The sequence below is a fragment of the Nocardia pseudovaccinii genome (assembly GCF_050942345.1).
Taxonomy (GTDB): Bacteria; Actinomycetota; Actinomycetes; order Mycobacteriales; family Mycobacteriaceae; genus Nocardia; species Nocardia pseudovaccinii.
Map to the genome: position 1 here is coordinate 3,616,986 of NZ_CP192074.1, position 18,819 is coordinate 3,635,804.

The 18,819-nt window shown below is 66.1% G+C and carries 21 protein-coding genes; 10 read left to right on the forward strand and 11 right to left on the reverse strand.

The window, feature by feature from the left end; all coding sequences use genetic code 11:
- Nucleotides 1-9: 9 nt before the first annotated feature.
- Nucleotides 10-480: an acetyl-CoA carboxylase biotin carboxyl carrier protein gene (locus ACQPZ2_RS16230; RefSeq protein ID WP_433526312.1), complete on the forward strand. Its 471-nt coding sequence runs from the start codon at nucleotides 10-12 to the stop codon at nucleotides 478-480.
- Between the two features lie 9 nt (nucleotides 481-489).
- Here the strand turns inward: ACQPZ2_RS16230 and ACQPZ2_RS16235 are convergent, their stop codons facing one another.
- Both ACQPZ2_RS16235 and ACQPZ2_RS16240 read right to left on the reverse strand, forming a co-directional pair.
- Nucleotides 490-879, reverse strand: coding sequence for a lipocalin-like domain-containing protein (locus tag ACQPZ2_RS16235; RefSeq protein ID WP_433526313.1), 390 nt, complete (start codon nucleotides 877-879; stop codon nucleotides 490-492).
- A 29-nt stretch (nucleotides 880-908) separates the two neighbouring features.
- Nucleotides 909-1,403: a luciferase family protein gene (locus tag ACQPZ2_RS16240; protein ID WP_433526314.1), complete on the reverse strand. Its 495-nt coding sequence runs from the start codon at nucleotides 1,401-1,403 to the stop codon at nucleotides 909-911.
- Between the two features lie 177 nt (nucleotides 1,404-1,580).
- On the opposite strand from ACQPZ2_RS16240, the gene ACQPZ2_RS16245 reads away from it, so the two are divergent.
- Nucleotides 1,581-1,901, forward strand: coding sequence for a winged helix-turn-helix transcriptional regulator (locus ACQPZ2_RS16245; RefSeq protein ID WP_327100202.1), 321 nt, complete (start codon nucleotides 1,581-1,583; stop codon nucleotides 1,899-1,901).
- 20 nt (nucleotides 1,902-1,921) lie between these two features.
- On the opposite strand, the gene ACQPZ2_RS16250 is transcribed toward ACQPZ2_RS16245, so the two are convergent.
- From ACQPZ2_RS16250 to ACQPZ2_RS16280, 7 genes are read right to left on the reverse strand one after another with little or no spacing between them, the layout of a single operon-like run.
- On the reverse strand, nucleotides 1,922-2,680 hold the full coding sequence (locus tag ACQPZ2_RS16250; RefSeq protein WP_433526315.1) for an alpha/beta fold hydrolase: 759 nt from the start codon (nucleotides 2,678-2,680) through the stop codon (nucleotides 1,922-1,924).
- A 2-nt stretch (nucleotides 2,681-2,682) separates the two neighbouring features.
- Nucleotides 2,683-3,942: an FAD-dependent oxidoreductase gene (locus ACQPZ2_RS16255; protein ID WP_433526316.1), complete on the reverse strand. Its 1,260-nt coding sequence runs from the start codon at nucleotides 3,940-3,942 to the stop codon at nucleotides 2,683-2,685.
- Nucleotides 3,930-4,865, reverse strand: coding sequence for an MBL fold metallo-hydrolase (locus tag ACQPZ2_RS16260; protein ID WP_433526317.1), 936 nt, complete (start codon nucleotides 4,863-4,865; stop codon nucleotides 3,930-3,932). Before ACQPZ2_RS16260 ends, ACQPZ2_RS16255 begins: the two co-directional genes overlap by 13 nt.
- Nucleotides 4,862-5,800 (reverse strand): aromatase/cyclase, encoded by a 939-nt coding sequence (locus ACQPZ2_RS16265; RefSeq protein ID WP_433526318.1) that lies wholly within the window; start codon nucleotides 5,798-5,800, stop codon nucleotides 4,862-4,864. Before ACQPZ2_RS16265 ends, ACQPZ2_RS16260 begins: the two co-directional genes overlap by 4 nt.
- Nucleotides 5,797-6,042, reverse strand: a complete 246-nt coding sequence (locus ACQPZ2_RS16270; protein WP_433526319.1) for an acyl carrier protein — start codon at nucleotides 6,040-6,042, stop codon at nucleotides 5,797-5,799. Before ACQPZ2_RS16270 ends, ACQPZ2_RS16265 begins: the two co-directional genes overlap by 4 nt.
- An 11-nt stretch (nucleotides 6,043-6,053) precedes the next feature.
- Complete coding sequence (locus ACQPZ2_RS16275; protein WP_433526320.1) at nucleotides 6,054-7,271, reverse strand: ketosynthase chain-length factor; 1,218 nt, start codon at nucleotides 7,269-7,271, stop codon at nucleotides 6,054-6,056.
- Nucleotides 7,268-8,536 (reverse strand): beta-ketoacyl-[acyl-carrier-protein] synthase family protein, encoded by a 1,269-nt coding sequence (locus ACQPZ2_RS16280; protein WP_433526321.1) that lies wholly within the window; start codon nucleotides 8,534-8,536, stop codon nucleotides 7,268-7,270. The genes ACQPZ2_RS16275 and ACQPZ2_RS16280 overlap by 4 nt, the downstream gene beginning before the upstream one ends.
- A gap of 167 nt (nucleotides 8,537-8,703) precedes the next feature.
- Between ACQPZ2_RS16280 and accA the strand changes: the two genes are divergently transcribed.
- Both accA and ACQPZ2_RS16290 read left to right on the forward strand, forming a co-directional pair.
- Nucleotides 8,704-10,395 (forward strand): acetyl-CoA carboxylase carboxyl transferase subunit alpha, encoded by a 1,692-nt coding sequence (gene accA, locus ACQPZ2_RS16285; RefSeq protein WP_433527438.1) that lies wholly within the window; start codon nucleotides 8,704-8,706, stop codon nucleotides 10,393-10,395.
- A gap of 16 nt (nucleotides 10,396-10,411) precedes the next feature.
- Entirely contained in the window at nucleotides 10,412-11,761 is a 1,350-nt protein-coding gene (locus tag ACQPZ2_RS16290) for an acetyl-CoA carboxylase biotin carboxylase subunit (RefSeq protein WP_433526322.1), read from the forward strand.
- Here the strand turns inward: ACQPZ2_RS16290 and ACQPZ2_RS16295 are convergent.
- A complete protein-coding gene (locus ACQPZ2_RS16295; RefSeq protein ID WP_433526323.1) occupies nucleotides 11,758-12,627 on the reverse strand; it encodes an AfsR/SARP family transcriptional regulator in 870 nt (289 codons plus the stop codon). The two genes, ACQPZ2_RS16290 and ACQPZ2_RS16295, sit on opposite strands and share 4 nt — an antisense overlap.
- Nucleotides 12,628-12,986: 359 nt before the next feature.
- On the opposite strand from ACQPZ2_RS16295, the gene ACQPZ2_RS16300 reads away from it, so the two are divergent.
- Together ACQPZ2_RS16300 and ACQPZ2_RS16305 are read left to right on the forward strand one after the other, a co-directional pair.
- Complete coding sequence (locus tag ACQPZ2_RS16300) at nucleotides 12,987-13,619, forward strand: TetR/AcrR family transcriptional regulator (protein ID WP_433526324.1); 633 nt, start codon at nucleotides 12,987-12,989, stop codon at nucleotides 13,617-13,619.
- Nucleotides 13,616-15,211 (forward strand): MDR family MFS transporter, encoded by a 1,596-nt coding sequence (locus ACQPZ2_RS16305; protein WP_433526325.1) that lies wholly within the window; start codon nucleotides 13,616-13,618, stop codon nucleotides 15,209-15,211. Before ACQPZ2_RS16300 ends, ACQPZ2_RS16305 begins: the two co-directional genes overlap by 4 nt.
- Before the next feature lie 70 nt (nucleotides 15,212-15,281).
- On the opposite strand, the gene ACQPZ2_RS16310 is transcribed toward ACQPZ2_RS16305, so the two are convergent.
- Nucleotides 15,282-15,713 (reverse strand): L,D-transpeptidase, encoded by a 432-nt coding sequence (locus tag ACQPZ2_RS16310; protein WP_387284936.1) that lies wholly within the window; start codon nucleotides 15,711-15,713, stop codon nucleotides 15,282-15,284.
- A 367-nt stretch (nucleotides 15,714-16,080) separates the two neighbouring features.
- On the opposite strand from ACQPZ2_RS16310, the gene ACQPZ2_RS16315 reads away from it, so the two are divergent.
- From ACQPZ2_RS16315 to ACQPZ2_RS16330, 4 genes are read left to right on the forward strand one after another with little or no spacing between them, the layout of a single operon-like run.
- Complete coding sequence (locus tag ACQPZ2_RS16315) at nucleotides 16,081-16,404, forward strand: hypothetical protein (RefSeq protein ID WP_433526326.1); 324 nt, start codon at nucleotides 16,081-16,083, stop codon at nucleotides 16,402-16,404.
- Entirely contained in the window at nucleotides 16,401-16,535 is a 135-nt protein-coding gene (locus ACQPZ2_RS16320; protein WP_433526327.1) for a hypothetical protein, read from the forward strand. Before ACQPZ2_RS16315 ends, ACQPZ2_RS16320 begins: the two co-directional genes overlap by 4 nt.
- The gene (locus tag ACQPZ2_RS16325) at nucleotides 16,532-17,821 is read left to right on the forward strand and encodes a hypothetical protein (RefSeq protein ID WP_433526328.1); all 1,290 of its coding nucleotides are present in this window, start codon (nucleotides 16,532-16,534) and stop codon (nucleotides 17,819-17,821) included. The genes ACQPZ2_RS16320 and ACQPZ2_RS16325 overlap by 4 nt, the downstream gene beginning before the upstream one ends.
- Nucleotides 17,808-18,794, forward strand: coding sequence for a hypothetical protein (locus ACQPZ2_RS16330; RefSeq protein ID WP_433526329.1), 987 nt, complete (start codon nucleotides 17,808-17,810; stop codon nucleotides 18,792-18,794). The genes ACQPZ2_RS16325 and ACQPZ2_RS16330 overlap by 14 nt, the downstream gene beginning before the upstream one ends.
- Nucleotides 18,795-18,819: the final 25 nt, after the last annotated feature.

Here is an 18,819-nt window from a genome sequence, read left to right on the forward strand (position 1 = left end):
GCCTGAGCAATGACCGCGGTGCAGGACAACATAACCGGGCACGACGAGTATCTGCGGGTACTCGAAGCCATCCAGACCGGCGCGCTGCAACTGCTCGCGGGCTTCCCGCAGCAACCGAGCGCGCTGCGTGTCCAGGTGGGGGAGGTGACGATCGAAGCCGAATGGCAGGTCTCGGGGGCGCCGGTGGCCCCAGCACCCGCGCCAGTGGAAACCGGTGTAGCACAGGATGACCCGCCGATCGGTGCGGTGTTCCGCGCACCCAGTGTCGGGGTCTTCTACCGCAGCCCGGAACCTGGCGCGGACCCGTTCGTCCAGGTGGGCGACCCCGTCACGGCCGGACAGCAGATCGCCATCGTGGAGGCGATGAAGTTGATGATCCCCGTGACCGCCCAGACCAGCGGTGTGATCACCGGAATACTCGTGGAAGACAACGAACCGGTCCAATTCGATCAGTCTCTATTTTCGTATTCTCCGGAATGACAAGGGATTTCAGGCGGGTGGGCGGGAGCGGCGCCAGCTCAGCACCCGGCGCTGCATCCGCCCCCCGACCTCGGCGGCCCCGATCAGCGTGAGAATGTCGCCGTCGAGCGACATCTGGCGCACCTGTTCGGTATCGGCCCAGGCCGGGTTCGAGCACACGGTGATCGTGTGCACCATTTCCGTGCCGCGCCTGCGCCAGGTTCCCGCATAACCCATGAAGGGCGGTGCGTCTGTGGCTGCGTCGGTACGCATCATGCTGACCGACATGTAGCCGTGTGCGCCGTAGATCAGCAGGCCGCGCGGTGCGGCACCCAGTGGCCCGGTGCTGGTCGCATCGTGTTCGTCGATATCGAAGTAGGACAGCAATTCCCAGGTTCCGACGAGATCGGTCGCGTTCATGGCTCCCACGATGGCGGCCGCCGCTCTAATCACGCTGTAGCCGCCCCGCGCGCGAAGTCGTGGCTGATCCGTACCAGCCGCCAGACCACCTCGAGTTCGCCGAGATCGCGTGGCCCGTAGACCATTACCAGCGTCTGCGGCAGAAAACGCTGACGCGCCATCGGGTGCAATTCCGCCCACTCCTGCGCGATCGACTCGGCCGCAATATCTTTCGGCAGACACATGTGCAGGCTGCCGTCGTCGTATCCGTGTAGATGGGCGAATTCGGTGCCGACCAGATATGCCTCGCCGGGTCCCTTGGCGATGGTCGGGCGCAGATGCAGCGCCCGGGTATCGGGTAGCGAAACGCCGCTGCGGCCGAGCAGCACGCCGTTCAGCGTGGTCATCCGCGACCACAGGATTTCCTGCAGATCCGGTGGTGCGAGCTGACTGAGCTGCTGATGTGGATTATGTGCCCGGGTGTGCGGCCGGTCGCCGGAGCGGCGCGGCAGAACGATGCGTCCGTCCACGGATGTCGTTGTCATGACTGTGTTCCCTTCGGCTTTCGTTCGCGGTGATGCTTGCTCACGCCCCCTGGCCTCACAGTACTTTCCAAAGTATAGTACTTACCAAGTGGAAAGTGAGAGCCAATGAGACCGGCATCGCGTAGCGATTCGACGAGAGGCGGGCCCGCCACCGTCGATCCGTGTCCGATCACGCCGGTGATCGACCTGGTTTTCGGCCGCTGGTCCACCCAGGTGCTCTGGGTGCTGACCCATGACGGCCGCCTGCGCTTCACCGAACTCGAGCAGCGCATTCCGGGCCTCACCCCCAAGGTGCTGACCCAGCGCCTGCGTCAGCTGGAACGTGACGGACTGGTGTCGCGCACCTACCACGCCGAGGTGCCGCCCCGCGTCGAGTACGAAGCAACCCCGCTCGCGGTCACCCTGACCCCGGTCTTCGCGAGCATCGTCGACTGGTCGAGCGCACATCTCAGCGAAGTACTCGCCGCCCGCGCCGCCTACGACGCGGCCGAATCCTGACCCGATCCGGCTGGTCGGCATCAGGCAAGACTGGTCCGCGGCGCCAATGTCACGAGGTGACCGGCCAATTCGCGTGGCATGGTGATCATGCAGTCGTGTCCGGTCGGCAGCACGTGCAGGCGGCCGGGCGGCAGATCGGCCGGCGGCAGGGTGCGCGGCATGGCGGCGCGCATGGCCTTGTAGGCTGCGCCGCCCTCGCTGCAATACACATGTGTCACCGGAATATTCGCCAGTGCAACGGGATTCGTGAGCAGCATGCGCTGCTGGAACGTCTCGAGGGACTGGGCGGTCATCAGCGAGGCGGCCCAGCTCAGATCGGGCTCCTCGGTAATGCCGTACAGGCCGCCGTCGCCCATCGGCTCGGTCTGCGGCGGTACGCGCCAGCCGTCACCGTATTCGGCCGCCGCGGCGGCGAAGGCATCGACCATGCCGGGCATGATGTCGGCGACCGCCTCACCGTCGCGCGGGACGAAGGTGTCGATATAGACGAGTTCGGCGATGCGGTCGGGGACGGCGTCGGCGAGCGCGGTCACCACGATGCCCGCGTAGCTGTGCCCGACCAGGATGACGTCGGTGAGATCCGCGGAGGTGAGCAGGCCGACCAGATCCTCGACGTGCGTATCCAGGCCGACCGCTGGAGTCAGTAGGTCGGCGCGGTCGCCCAAACCGACCAGGGACGGCGCCAGCACGCGGTGTCCGGCGCCCGCGAGCAGGGGCGCCACCCGCTGCCAGGCCCAGCCGCCGTGGAATGCGCCATGGACGAGCAGATATGTCGACACGATCAGTTCTCCCTGAATTTCGTTGAGGCAGTGACGGTTCCGGCGATGTCGGCCGCCGGTGGCACGTGTTCGGGCCGGATGCCGAGCCCGATCACCCGGGCCACCAATCGGGGGAGGCGGGGAAAGCGCCGCAGCAGACGCACCAGCAGTGGCTTATCGGTGCCCGGCCGCCCGGCGTTCGGATAGAGATCCGACAGCAGCCGCAGCTGCGCGAATTGCACTACCCGCATGGGGAATTCACGCCTGGACTGCACGGCGCGCAATTGTGCGGCGCTCGGTCGAGCACCCGTGCCGAGGATGGGCGCGAGCAGCCGGGCGGCCGCGATCGCGTCCTGCACCGCGAGATTGATGCCGACTCCGCCCGCCGGTGACATGGCATGGGCCGCATCGCCGATCGCGAGCAGACCGGGCCGGTACCAGCGGCGCAGCCGATCCACGCGCACATCAAGGGGTTTCACGTCATCCCAGGTGCGGATCTCGGCGGCCAGATGCTCGGTGAGGCTGGGATAGATCGCGGCGAGGTCGGCGCGGAAGTCGGCGAGTCCGGCGGCTTGGACGGTCGCGAATCCGCCCTTCGGAATCATGTAGGCGACCTGCAGGTAGTCGCCGCGATCGATGCAGACTATGAAGAAACCATTGCCGCTGCGCACGGTGGGCAGCCGTTCGCCCTCGGGCTTGCCGACCCGGAACCACAGCACGTCCATCGGCGCCGCGCTGGCCGCGACCTCGAGCAGGCCGCCGCGCACCATCGAATTGCGTCCGTCCGCTGCGATCACCAACTGGGACCGGACTTCCAGAGGTCCCTCGGGCGTGCGTACCCGTGCGCCGACCACGGTGTCGTGCTCCCGGACGAGTTCGGTGACCTCGGCGCGCTGGATCAGTCGGAAGCCCGGATACCGCCCACCCGCCTCGGCCAGGAAGTTCAGCACATCCCACTGCGGCATGAATGCCACGAACGGAAAACCGCCTGGGAGAGTGCGGAAATCGGCGAAGATCACCGGCCCGCTCGCAGTGGCCATCGGCAGCTGCGGCAGTTCGACGTGCGGCAGCGCGAGGAATTCGGTGGCGAGCCCGAGTTCATCCATCGCCCGGAGAGTGGAAGGGTGCACGGTATCACCGCGAAAGTCCCGCAGGAAGTCCGGATGCTTTTCCAGCACAAGCACTTCCACGCCGGATCGGGCCAGCAGCAGACCGGTCATCAGCCCTGCCGGACCGCCGCCGACCACACAGACCTGCACCGATACGGCTGTCACGCCAGACATGTCGGCACCTGCCCATGGTTGTACACGATCATCTCGCCGAAAATCGACAGCACATCCAGCGGTTCGCCGAGCGGACCGCCCGCCGACTCCGCATCGGCGCGGTACAGATTGCCGACTATGCGCTCCTCGTCGACCAGATCGGCGAATTCACCGTGATCGGCCTCGAGCGCGATGGCCAGCGGCGTGAGTCCGAGGGCACGGCCCTCGGCGGCCAACTCCTGCACCCACCGCAGATATCGCAGCGTCTGCTCGAAGATCTCGGGCCCGGTCACCGGACCGTGCCCGGAAACCACGGTTTCCGCGCCCAGCTCGGCGAGCCTTTTGATCGCGGTTATCGACCCGCTCACCGATCCCATCAGGCAGAACGGCGCGGCCCCCGACATCACCAGGTCTCCGGCGAAGAGCACCTTCTCCTCGGGAAGCCACGCCACCACATCATTGGTGGTATGCGCGGCCGGTCCGAGGTGGATGAGTTCGACGCGCCGGTCACCGATGTACAGCGTCACGCGGCTGCTGAAGGTGATGCTGGGCAGGGTGACTCGCACATCGCCCCACTGCACCTGCGGCCAGAGTTCGGTCAACGCGAGTCCGGTCTCGATCATTTCCGGCCGGATCCGATCGTGGCCGATGACGACGGCGGTGGGCCCGAAGAGATGATTGCCGAAATTGTGGTCGCCGTGGTGGTGGGTGTTGACAATCGTTCTGGCCGGACCGATACCGAGCCCGTCGACGAATTCGACCAGCGAGCGGGTGCGTCCCTCGGTCGCCAGAGTATCGATCACGACCGCGCCGTCCGGACCCGCCAGCACGCCCGCATTGCTGACACACCAGCCGCCTCGGCTGTGCGTGTACGCATAGACCCGGTCGGCGATTTCGCGCACTACCGGGCCCCCGGCCACGTGTGGTAGTTCGGTGGCGGTCATGTCGGTGACTTCACGGATTCGGCGTACCGCACCGCGCAGAGCAGGGTGTTGCGACTGTTGGTCGACAGCGCCTCGGCGAGATATGCGCGGGCATCGGCGAGATCGGTATCGGTCCCGAGGATTTCGCGCGCGGCGACCGGATTGATCGCAACGGTATGCCGCGCCGTCACCACCGCGCCGTCCGGAGCGTCCGCGAATTCCCATGCGCCGCTGTGCCCGAAGAGCATGGCGGGCGGCAGCAGCTGCTTGTAGTCGATGCGTTCGTCGGTGACACAGACGCGCACGGATTTGGTGGTGTGCGCAATGCCGCGCGCGGTAACGGTATCCATCTCCATCAGCTGCACGCCATCGGCATCCTCGTCGAGTTCGATGCGGCCGACGTGCGGGACCTGTTCGGGCCAGCGCTCACTGTGGTAGATGAAGTCGTATGCTTCGGCGGCCGAAATATCGAGCGGGACAGCGTCTTCGAAGGTGTGCACCACATCGTCCACCGGGTGTCCCAGCTCTGCGATGCGAGCCAGCGCCGCCAATTCGGTCTCGCTGTTGCGATCCACCGCACCCGCGATCAGATCCGCATCCGCCCCGTCCACCACGGTGAAGCGGTGGTCGAGGGTGACCTTCGTCGTGCCCGGACCGATTTCGCGGAACGACCAGCCGCCGCCCATGGACGCTATCGGCGCTTGACTGCGCTCCTGTTCGAAGACGATGCGCCGCTGCGCCGCATCCAGGACTCGCCGCGAGGTCCAGTTCTTCACCTCACCGTTGACGGTGGCCCACAACCGGAACCGCTCCTCATCGGGTCCACGGTGCAGATGGCGCACCAGCACGCTCGGCGCGAAGATCACCGGCCATTTGGTCACATCGGCCACCAGGTCGTAGACCACCTCCGGCGGCGCCTGCACCACCTTGGTGTGGCTCATCACCTGGACGTTCATGCCGCACCGCGCAATTGGCTGTTGACGATATCGATCAGCTCCTGCGGTGTCTTGACATCGATGAGCTGCTCCTCCGGGATCAGCACGCCGAAATCGCGTTGGATCCGTGCGGCCGTTTCGATGAGCGCCAGCGAGTCGTAGCCGAGCTGTTCGAAATCGAGTCCGGCGATATCTTCGGCGATATCGTCGCCGCCCGCGCACTCCACGAGGATCAGGCGCAATTCGGTGATGGTCATGGTCATGATCGGCTCCTTCAGGTTTGGTCGACAGCGCGCACGACGACCGCGGAGTTGAAACCCCAACGGCCACGCGCCAGGACGAGGGCGCCGCCGACGGTGGCGGGCCGTGGTGCGCCGAGCACCAGATCGATCCGGTAGTCCTCGGCGAGGGTGGTGGTGTAGGCGGTCGGCGGAATCACCGAATCGCGAATGGACAGCAGCGCGGTCACGATGTCGAGCGGGCCCGCACCCGAGAACAGCCGCCCGGTAAGCGGTTTCGACGCCGTGACCGCCACACCGTTGGCACCGAAGACGGCCTCGATGGCCGCCGCCTCGTCCCGGTCGCGGTCGGGTACGCCCGCCGCGTCGGCGAAAACGACATCGATGTCGCCCGGCCCCATACCTGCATCGGCCAGTGCGAGTTCCGCGGCGCGGCGTAGACCCGATGGCCTTCCCGTCTCCGGTGCGGGATCGAATGTCGAGGCGTACCCGGCGATTTCGCCGTGCACCTTCGGCACGCCGCGGGCGCGGGCCGCCGTGGCGTCCTCGACCACCAGCATCGCACCGCCCTCACCTGGCACATATCCGGCGGCCGCGATGTCGAAAGGCAGATACGCGCGCTCCGGCGTAGCCGACGTGCTGACCTCGCCGCTCGCCAGGTGCGAGGCCCAGCCCCAGGGATCGAGCGCGGAATCCACCCCGCCGGTGACCACCAGCGGTGTGCCGCGTTCGACAGTCCGCCGGGCATGCCCGACCGCGTCCAAACCGCCCGCCTGTTCGGCGACCAGCGCGCTGCTCGGTCCGCGCATACCGTGCCGGATCGAGATCTGTCCGGTATTCACCGCGTAGAACCAGGCGAACGATTCGTAGACGCTGACATGCTCGGAACCGCGCGACCACAGCTTATTGAACTCACGATGGGTGAATTCGAAACCGCCGGAGGCATTTCCGGTGACCACACCCATGTCGTAGTCGGTCAACGCCGCGGTATCGACCTTGGCGTCGTCCAGGGCCCACTGCGCCGCCACCAATGCCATCCGCGTCGAAATATCGGTCTGTGGCAGCAGTCGGCTCGGCAGATGTTCGGCCGCATCGAAATCGGCGACCTGTCCGGCCGATCGCGCGGTGCTGCGGCCGGTGTCGAACCGGGTCAGCGGTGCGATACCAGTGCGGCCGTCCAATACCGCATCCCAGAAGCGTTCGACGCCGAGGCCGTTCGGCGCGAGCACGCCCATACCGGTTACCAGGATCATGCCGCCACCGCCTCGGGCTTACGCAGCACCATCGCGCTCTGGAAGCCACCGAATCCGCTGCCGACGGTGAGCACGGTGTCCATCCGATGTCCGCGCGCGGTGAGCGGCACATAGTCCAGATCGCATTCCGGATCGGCCTCGTGCAGATTCGCCGTCGGCGGTACCACCTGGTGTTCCAGCGCAAGCAGGGAGGCGGCGATCTCGACCGAGCCGATGGCGCCCAGCGAGTGGCCGACCATCGATTTGATGGAGCTCATCGGTGTGACGTAGGCGTGCCTGCCGAGACTGCGCTTCACGGCGGCGGTTTCGTGCCGGTCGTTCTGCCGGGTGCCCGAGCCGTGTGCATTGATGTAATCCACGCCGGTGGGGTCGATGCGCGATTCGTCCAGTGCGACCCGGATCGCCTCGGCCATCTCCCGGCCGTCGGCCTTGAGGCCGGTCATGTGGTAGGCGTTGCATCGCGTGGCATAGCCGGTGATCTCGGCGTAGATGCGTGCACCCCGCTTGCGCGCGCTCTCGTACTCCTCCAGCACGAACATCGCCGCCCCCTCCGCGAGCACGAAGCCGTTGCGCGAGTTGTCGAACGGCCGGGAGGCATGTTCGGCATCGTCATTGCGGGAGGTGGTGGCCTTGATCGCATCGAAGCAGGCCACCACGATGGGCGTGATCGGGGTATCCGCCGCACCGGCCAGCATCACATCGGCCGAACCCTCACGGATCAACTGCACGGCGTGGCCGACCGAATCCAACCCGGAGGTGCAGCCGTTGGAAACCATGGCGACCGGCCCCTCCGCGCCCACACTCCAGGCCACCTCGGCGGGCATCACGCTGGGCACCATGTAGTCGAACATGTGCGGGGACAGGTAGGTCTGGTCGACCAGCCAGTTCTTACCGGAATCCGACAGCACCAGATATTCCTGCTCCAGGCTGGTCGCCGCGGCGACCGCGCTGCCGAGACTGACGCCGAGCCGGTGCGGATCCAGCGATCCGATATCGATGCCGCTGTCGGCCACCGCCTCCCGTCCACACACCACGGCGAACTGCACCGCTCGGTCCATGCGGCGAATTTCCCTGGGCGACAGCCCTTCCTGAATCGGGTCGAAATCGGCTTCGCCCGCCACCTGGGACCGATAGGGGGTGGGGTCGAAGAATGAAATCCGGCGCGTCGCGGTGCGGCCCTCGGACAGCAGTTTCCAGAACTCGTCCTTACCCGAACCGCCGGGCGCGCGGACACCGAGTCCGGTGACGACAACGCGGCGGCTCATACCGCACCACCGAATGCGTTGGGGTTCATGGCGTTATCTCCCTTCGATCGTGAAGTCAAGCATCGAAGGCGCACCTCGAACCTGACTCGAGCGCCGGAGTCGAGCTGTTCTCTAGCGGGTGCGCGCAGGCTGGGTCGCACCTTCCCCGAGCACAGGAGACATGCGTGATGAAGTCAGCACACGGCCTGGACGGTGCCGCGGACTGGGTGCTCTGCCCGGCCTGTCTGATTCCGCTGTACGGCAAGCGATTCGCCCGCGACCTCGGTGTCTGCGGTGAATGCGGCGGGCATACCCCGATCACCGCCGCGCAGCGCATCACCCAGCTCGCCGACGAGGGCCGGTTCGAGCCGCTCGCCGTCGTCCGCACCGACGACGATCCACTGACCTTCACCGATACCAAGCCCTATCCGGACCGGCTCGCCGCCGCACGGGCTCGCACCGGCATGCACGATGCCGTGCTGTGCGCGCTCGCGGCGATCGAGGGCAATCCGGTGATCATCGCGGCCATGGATTTCCGGTTCCTCGGTGGCAGTTTGGGTACCGCGGTGGGTGAGATGATCACCCGGGCTGCGGAAACCGCGCTCGCCGAACGGATTCCGCTGCTCATCATCACCGCCTCGGGTGGTGCGCGGATGCAGGAGGGACCGCTGTCGCTGATGCAGATGGCGAAGACCAGTGCGGCGCTGGAACAGCTGGACCGCGCGGGCATCCTCACCATCACACTGATCACCGACCCGACCTATGGTGGGGTGGCCGCATCGTTCGCCACGCTGTCGGATGTGCTGATCGCCGAACCGGGGGCCCGCCTGGGCTTCGCTGGTCGCCGGGTGATCGAGCAGACGATCCGGCAGAAACTTCCCCCGAAGTTCCAGACCGCCGAATTCCTGTTGGAGCGGGGCCTGATCGATATGATCGTGCCACGCTCCGGATTGCGACAGGCACTCGGTTCGCTACTGCGAGTGGCCGGTCCGGTCGATCCGAGCGGCGATGTGGTGACCGAACTGGACGCGGGAACCATCACCGACCCGGCTCGGGTTCCCGACAGCGATCCCTGGGCACAGGTTCGGCGGGCGCGCACGCCGAGCAGGCCCACCGCGCTCGATTATTTCACCCTGGCCTTCGACGGCTTCCGGGAGTTGCGCGGCGACCGCATCTCGGGCGACTGTCCGGCCATCGTCGGCGGTACCGCCTGGCTCGGTGACCAGCCGGTCGTGGTGATCGGACATCAGAAGGGACATGAGCCGAAGGAGCTGATGGCCCGCAACTTCGGCATGCCGACGCCAGCGGGATACCGAAAGTCCGCACGGCTCATGCGCTTCGCGGAAAAGCTCGGGCTGCCCGTCATCACGTTGATCGACACCCCTGGCGCTTATCCCGGCGCGACCGCCGAGGAGCAGGGGCAGGCGGTGGTGATCGCGGAGAATATCCGGCTGATGTCCGCGCTGCGGGTGCCGGTGATCAGTGTGGTGATCGGGGAGGGCGGCAGCGGTGGCGCGTTGGCGCTCGGCGTTGCCAACCGGGTGCTGATGTTCGCCAACGGGACATACTCGGTGATCAGCCCGGAAGGGTGCGCGGCCATCGTGTGGAACGATCCGGCTGCGGCGCCGAAAGCCGCTGCCGCGCTGTCACTTACGGCCGCAGACCTGCTGCGGCTCGGTGTCGTCGATGCGGTGCTGCCCGAACCGGGTGACGACGTCGGTGCCGCACCGCTGGCGGCGGCGAACCAACTGCACCGTGCGCTGACCGCGAGCCTGCGCGAGTTGACCGGTCACAGCGGCGAAGACCTCGCCGTCGAGCGGCGCGCCCGGTTCCGCCGGTTCGGTGCGCGGCAGCAGGTTCCGGTTCGGTCGGTGGCGTAAGGGAGTGCGGGACACCATGTTCGAGAAGATTCTTATCGCCAATCGCGGCAAGATCGCGCTGCGGGTCGCGCGCACCTGCCGGGAACTCGGGGTGCGCACCGTCGCGGTGCATTCGGTCGCCGACGCGGAGTCGGCCGTCGTGCGGTTCGCCGACGAATCGGTGCAGATCGGGCCTGCCGCGGCCAAACGCAGCTATCTCAATGCTGCTGCCGTTCTTGCCGCGGCCGAGACGACCGGCGCCGATGCGATCCATCCCGGCTACGGATTCCTCTCGGAGTCACCGGATTTCGCGGATGCCTGCCGTGCGGCGGGTATCACCCTGATCGGTCCGCCCGCCGATGTGATGGCCCAACTCGGTGACAAGCAGTCGGCGCGCACTCTGATGGCCAAGGCGGGGCTACCGCTGTTGCCGGGGAGTCTGGATCCGCTCGAGCCCGAGCAGGCGCACACGCTGGCCGACTCCATTGGATACCCGGTGATCATCAAGGCCGCCGCGGGTGGCGGCGGGCGCGGGATGCAGGTCGTGCGCGACAGTGCGGCGTTCCCACGCGCCTATCTGGAGACGCGGGCGACCGCGCGAATGTTGTTCGGGGACAGTCGAGTCTATCTGGAGAAATACCTCGAGGGCGCCCGGCATGTCGAGATCCAAGTGCTGTGCGATGGCTACGGCAACGGTGTGCACCTCGGTGAACGCGACTGCTCGGTGCAGCGCAGGCACCAGAAGCTCATCGAGGAGTCGCCCGCGCCGCGGCTGCCGGAGGGGCTCGCGGCACGGATGGGCAAATCCGCGGTGGACGGGGTGCTGGGCGCCGGGTACGTCGGCGCCGGAACCGTGGAATTTCTGGTGGACCGGCAGGGGAATTATTATTTTATGGAGGTGAACTGCCGAATCCAAGTCGAACATCCGGTCACCGAAATGGTAACCGGTATCGATTTGATCGCCGAGCAGATACATATCGCGGCCGGGCAATCGCTCAGCATCGCGCAGTGCGATATTTTCCTGCGCGGTGCGGCAATTGAATGCCGCATCAATGCCGAGGATCCGTCCGCTGAATTCGCACCGGCGCCCGGAATCGTGTCCGAATTCACGCCGCCCGGTGGCCCGTTCGTGCGCGTCGATACACACGTGCACGCCGGATTTTCGATCCCACCACACTACGATTCACTACTTGCCAAACTGATCGTCTGGGCGCCGGACCGGGACCAGGCGCTCGCACGCATGCGACGAGCCCTGGCCGAATTCCGGATTTCCGGTGCACACGTCGCGACGACCCGGGATTTTCTGCGGGAAGTACTCGACCACCCGGCGATGCGGTCGGCGACGCATTCGACAGCGCTGGTGGACGAGATGTTGCGGGCGGATTAGGCGGGTTTTGCTCGAGCCGAGCGGAATTCGGGGGAGTACCAGCCGATGAGGTATTCCGCGTGGCGGCTGTTGAGCATGGCACTGACCGATACGTCGGAGGCGGCGAGGATATCCTGATGCAATTTCTGCAGCTTCTGGCAGGGATCCAGGCCGAGCTCGCGCTGCATCGACCTGCTGAACTGCTGGTAGGACTCCAACGCGCGGGCGCGCTGGCCCGCACGGCTGAGAGCGAACATGTAATACGCCTGCAGCCGCTCGTGCAGCGGGTGCTGCATGGTGAGTCGGGCCAGGTCAGGGCATGCTTCGCGATATCGACCGAGTCGCAGCTCAGCCTCGACGCGCAGCTCGATATTGGTCAGCCGCAGGTGATCCAGATGCGTGATCTCCGCGGCGAGCGGGATACCGCCCTCCACGTCGACCAGTGCCGGACCGCTCCACAGCGCCTCCGCGGCGGTGAACAGATCGACCGCGCGATAGTCGTCGCCGGCCTTGGCGGCGCAGCGCGCGGCCTCGGACATGCTCTGATAATCGCGCAAATCGAAGACGCAGTCCTTGACGTCGAACGAATACCCTTTACTGCGGGTGCGGAGAAAACGTTCGGCCACCTCGGCCTGTCCGATGCCGAGCTGCTCCGCCATCTTCTTTCGAATTCCCAGCACATAGGTCTGCACGACGGTCACGGCGCTGCGCGGCGGATCGTCGTTCCACAACTCTTCGACGAGTGTGGTCACCGGAACGACGGTATCGTGTCTGACGAGTAGTAAGGCGAGTAGTTGGCGTTGTTTCTGTGCTGTCGGCGTTGCGTTGTGATTATTGAGAGCAAGCGTCAACGGACCCAACACGCGAGCACACACTGGATACTTCATCTGGAGTTCTCCTACGGGCGTTATTCCCCCCGACCGACGTGAGTTCTCGAAATCCCACCTCGCTGTAGGCAATATCCACACTATCGAAAACCCGGTATCAAGTCGATGAATCTTGAGTTATATCGGAGTTAACTCGACTCGGAGGGTATGCTAATTCTCCTCCCCGCCAAGGAGATTCGCGCATCGGGCTGGTTCGCGGGACGGCGCTCGCTCGGGTTGCGCGTAGCTGGTTATTCGCTTTCGGATCGCGGTGGGTCGTTCGCGGCCGGTCGGTTCGGAGTCGTTCGGCCTCGCGGCGCTACCGCCCACCCTGAACTTGCAGTTTCTGAAAAATTGCAGTTTGTGCTACTTTGGCGGACATGTCCAAGGTCGAGCGCCCGATCGGGTTGCGGGAGCAGAAGAAACGCCAGACCGAGCTCGATCTCTGTCTTGCCGCGCGTCGGCTCGCGGTCGAGCACGGGCTGGACGCGACGACCGTCGAGGACATCGCCAGAGCGGTCGGAGTCTCGCCTCGCACGTTCTTCAACTACTACGAGACGAAAATGGATGCGGTAGTTGGGCCGGTCGGCGAGATCGGCACACCGGAGTTGCGCGAGCAGTTCATCGCGGGCGGGCCGAGTGGCGTGCTGATGGACGATCTCACCTGGTTGTTCGTGCACGGCTTCGAATCCGAAACCGAGGTGCGCGAGGGCATCACGCTGGTTACCGAGATCATCAAGAGCGAGCCGCGGGTGCTCGCGGCCTTCGTCGCCTCGGGCGCCCGCTTGGAGAGCGTGCTGACCGACCTGCTCTCGGCTCGGCTCGGCAGTGCCGTATCGACCGAATTCGCCGGTCTGGCAGCGGGATTCATGACGACCATCGCCACGCGGGCAGCGGTGACCACGGTCGGAGATCCGACCGCGTCGCTGGCGGCGGCAGTACGCGAACACTGCGCAATGGCCGCGCGGCTGTTCGAACAGCATGACGGGAAGAAGGAGAGACGCAAGAGATGACCATCACGGCTGAATCGCCGCCCGAGCCGATTATCCTGACCCAGAAGCGGATCTGGCTCATCTTCGGCGCACTGATCGCGGGGATGTTCCTGGCCAGCCTGGACCAGACCATCGTCGGCACCGCGATGCCGACCATTGTCGGCGATCTGGGCGGCATCGCCCATATGGCTTGGACCGCAACGTCCTATCTGCTCGCGACCACCATCATGATGCCGATCTACGGCAAATTCGGCGATCTGTTCGGGCGGCGCTGGCCGTTCCTGTTCGCCATCACGATTTTCACCGTGGCCTCTATCGGGGCCGCCGCGTCGACGAGCTTCTGGGAGTTCATCACCTTCCGCGGTCTGCAGGGCGTCGGCGGTGGTGGTCTGATGATTCTGGCGCAGGCCATCATCGCCGATGTGGTGCCCGCCAAGGATCGCGGCAAATATATGGCTCCGATGGGCGCGGTCTTCGGCATCACCTCGGTCGCGGGTCCGCTGCTCGGCGGTTTCTTCGCCGACCATCTCGGCTGGCGCTGGTGCTTCTGGATCAATGTGCCGATCGGAATCGCCGCACTGTTCATCGCCTTCCGCTACCTGAGCATCCCAAGCCACCGGCCCAAGACCCGGCCCGACTATCTCGGTGTGGTGTTGATGTCGGCCGCGACCACGCTGCTGATCCTGATCACTGACTGGGGCGGCAAGCAATACGCTTGGGGCGGGGCGGTTATGGTCAGCATGATCGCGGCGTTCGTCGTGGTGGTCGCTGCCTTCGTGCTCGTGGAGGCGCGTGCGGAGGAGCCGATGCTGCCGCTGTGGTTGTTCCGCAATCGCACCTTCGTGCTGACTTCCGCGATCGGCTTCGTGGTCGGCCTGGTGATGTTCGCTGCCCTCGCCTTCATCCCGACCTATCTCCAAATGGCAACGGGCGCTTCGGCTTCGGTCTCCGGTCTGTTGCTGATTCCGATGATGGTCGGTCTGATGATCGCATTGATCGCCTCGATGACGATGATCACCAAAACCGGCCGGTACAAGCTCTATCCGCCCCTGGGCGCGGTTTTGATGTTCGCGGACATGCTCTGGTTGACCCGCCTGGACGCGGATACCCCGATGTGGGTCGTCTCCGCCATGCTGTTCGTCATGGGGGCGGGCCTCGGTCTGATCATGCAGATCATCGTCTTGGTCGTCCAGAACGCCGTGGCCCCCGACCAAATCGGCACTGCTACCAGCGCCAACAACTATTTCCGCGAAATGGGCGGCGCACTGGGCGTGGCGATTTTCGGCTCCATCTTCACCAACCGTTTGACCGAGGGCCTCACCGATGTCTTCGTCTCCCACGGGCCCGAAGCCGCGGCGGCGAAGCTGGATCCGGGCGCGTTGGTGCCCTCGGTGGTCAAGCATCTACCCGACGGCCTGCACGACGCCATCGTCGGCGCCTACGTGGACGCCTTGGTCCCCGGCTTCTGGTACCTGATCCCGGGCGCGGTAATCGCCTTCGTGCTCGCGCTGTTCATTCCCCATATGAAGCTCTCCGATGAAGCGGGCATGGTCGCCCGCGGCGAGGCCGTCATGGAAGAAGACGCGGATCCGCAGCTCGTCGGAGAACGCTGAGGCAGGCGAGGCGGACATGAGAAAGGCCCGGGCGGAATCCGCCCGGGCCCTTCCATGCGCAAATCCGGTGTCATGGTACGACTTCGACCACGTCGCCGGGGTTGAGATAGCGGTATGTCGCTTCGGCGCCCTCGGGAGTCATCCGGATGCAGCCGTGCGACTGCTCCTCGATGGGGCCGATATGGGTGGCGATATCGCCGTTGAAGAAGACCGCCCACTTCATCGGAGCGTTGTGCATGGTGCTCCAGAAGTCTTCCCGCTTGAACGCGACCTTGAAGACGCCCGGCGGTGTCTCATACCCGGGCCGACCGTGCGAGATCGGGGTCGGACCGTAGGTGACCTTGCCGTTGTCCATCAGCCAGGCCTCGTTCGTCGACAGCCGCATGCACATGCGTGCGGTGGTGCCACACGGTGCGACGATCGGAACCGGCGGGATGATCGCCGGTGAGCCGATATCCGGTCCACCGGGCCACAACGGTTCGGCCTGTGCCGTCCCCGCCATCAGGAGACCTGCGGAAACGGCACCGACGAGTAAAGCGGATCTGACCGACCAGTTTCGAAAACGTTTGCTGTTCTTCACGCTTCTGACCCCTCTAACCCTTGCTGGCACCCTGCGCGGGGATCGCCAGGGTGATGATGGGACCAACTCCGTCGCGACAAGCATAGAACCGGCGCGAGGTGAAAGTGATCATTTCCGCATTCGACCTCGGTCTCTGCGGAAGCGGACCGGTGTCGGGCTCAAGCGACGGATCCGGCGGCATAGACTCCAGCGGAACGAAAGGATCCGCGCGCGCATTGCCCGGGTCCCAAGTACGCTCGGAGTGTCGAAATGTGACGCGACAGATTGGTTTCCGTACTAAGGGGGAACAGTGGACGCGCTGAAGCTCGACCCGGCGGCGATGGCCGCCTACACCACAATCGCGAATACGGTGTCGCAACAGCTGGCCTCCGCGTCGGCGGTCGCGGGTGGCGCGGTGAATCCCGAGCGGCTGGTCGCCGACCTCGGCCAGGTCGGTGCCGGATTCGTGGCCCGGTTCACCGAGAAGGTGAACGAACACGTGCAGGCGCTCTCGACCGCAGGGCAACTGGTCGCCGCCTACGGGCAGGTGCTGCGCGACTACAGCGCGGACATGCAGGGTATCGATATCGATTCCGCGGGCGCCCTTGCCCGGCAAGGAGAGGCGCTGCCATGAGCGAACCAACTGAATGCGCCATCGCGCAGCGATTCGATGAGGGGCGGTGGTCGGGCGACGGGTGGGCGCGAATCATGTGCCACCGTGCACGGCACATGCCCGAGCCGAGCGTCAGCGAGGCGCAGGCATGAGACGACTGCTTCGACGGCGGCCCGCGAACAATGCGGCCGATACTCCTGCCAGCACGCCCGTCGATCCGAATGTGGATCCGCCGATCGTAGCGGCGCTGGTCGAGCCGCTGCTGCAATTGCGGGCTTCGCTCGGCAGCGGCGTCGCGACTCCGGACCAGTCCGTCGTCAACGCGCTGTCCACCGCGTCCACCCAGGCCGCCGATGCCGAGGGCCCGCACCGCGAGGGCCTGCACGCCCTCGAATCGACATGGACTTCCCGCGCCGCCGACGATGCCGTTCCGGCATTGCGCACCACGCAAACTCAGATCGGTGATATCACCGATCGCGGACCCGAGTACCTGTCGGTGCTCGGCGATGCCCATGCCACCAGCGCCCGTGCCGCGCAGAAGGTGGATCAGATCATCGCGGACTTCCGTCGCGACGCCAAGCAGATCATGAGCACCGCGAGCGCGTCCTCGGATTCCGACGCGGTGATCGCGCGAGCGACCCAGGCGTTGCGCGACGCGGTCACCGCGGTCAGCACGGCGCAGTCGGAGATGGATGACCACACCTCGCGGTTGGATGCGATGGGACCGCTCACGGTGACCACACCGCAGGGTGTCGGCACCACCCAGCAGACGGTCGTGCCGGGTACGACGAACGGCGTGACCACGGCGGGCGTGACCACGACGACGCCACTGGATCCGGTGCAGGCGGCCCAACTCCAGTTGCAGCAGTACCTGATCAACGCGGGCGTTTCGGTCGGCACCGCGGCCATCGATGCCGGGGTCAATATCGGCACCCACCTGATCGATAAGATCGCCGAAGTCGGCACGCACGCCATGGATACCGTGGCCGCGTCCGCGGACAAGGTCATCGATAAGGCGATTCCCGAGCTCATCCACCCGGGCAGCACCACGAATTCGCCCTCAGGCGGTGACAGCGCGAGCAAGCCCACGAATGTCATCGACTTCGGTGGTGGATCGGGGCAGTCGTCCAAGCCCGCGCCGAATATCGGAACCAACTCGGTGATCCCGCCGAGCATGGACGGCCCGACCGCGACGAAACCCGCGCCCGCACCCGCGCCGCAGGCACCGGCCGCGAGCGCGGACACGCCGCCGTCGCGCCCGTCCGGGCCGGAACCGACGAATCAGCCCGGCACCACCGGTGGTCTGGCGATGCCGCCGTCGTCGCAGTCGGATGAGGACCGCCGCCCGCGCGACGGTCAACTCGGTGTCACCGTGCCGACCGTATTGGCGACCGTCCCGCCTGCGGTGATCGGCGAATTCGACGATGACGAGCTCTGATTCCGGCTCCTCGAGCCAGAACCAGGGCAATCCGTTCGATACCGGCCTGCCCATGGTCCGGCCTGCCGCTCCGGCCCCGAAGCGGCGCCGCCGTCCGAACGCACGCCGCGGTTCGGGCCAGCCCCGGACACCGCTGGCCGATGCGCTCGATCCACCCGAGCGGCCGCGCCGTCCTCGGCCGGCCGGGGATTGGCAGGAGTGGCTCGAACCGCAGCGCCCGGCGGCGACGCCACCGGAGGCGAATCGCAGTCGGCCTCCGGCGCGCGCGGTCGAAGCCGAGTCCGAGCTACCGGCGGAGACGAGTTCCGTCGTACCGACGATCATCGATCGCTCCGGTGGCAATCCCGGTCCGGCACTGCGGCATCCGCCGCGTCGTCGCGATCCGCAGCCGACCGGCGGTGGCAACCGAGTTGTCGCGGTGTTGATCGTGCTCGGCGTGGTGTTGGCGGTGGTCTCGGTGCTGATGTTCGTCTTCGGCGGCTCCGGCGATCACAAGCGACCGGCCGCGGCGACAACACGGGCGGCCGCCCAGGGGACTGGTGGGCGCGCTCCAGCGACTACGGCACCCGGTGACCAGCCGTCCGCGGTTGCCACCCCGGGCTGCGAACAGCGGCGCACCGGTGATGTCATCTCCGGCACCGATCCCGGCGGCACCAGCGATGGGCCGTCGGCGATCCTCGCGTTCGAACGTGCCTACTATGTGCAGCGTTCCGGATTCGCCGCGCGCGGCGTAGTCGCCAATGATGCGAATGTGCCTGCCGCCGACCAGATTCAGCGCGGAATCAACCAGGTACCGATCGGCACACTCTACTGCGTGCAGATCACCCGCGCGGGCAGCGATGCGGGGGAGGCGCATTGGGAGGTCCGGCTGACCCAGCAGCGTCCGGGCGAGCAGCCACAGACCTTCACACAGATCATCACGACGCGAACGGCGGGCAATCGCACGCTGATCAGCGCGATCAACGCGGGCTGACGGTCCGATCCACCAGGCTTCGATG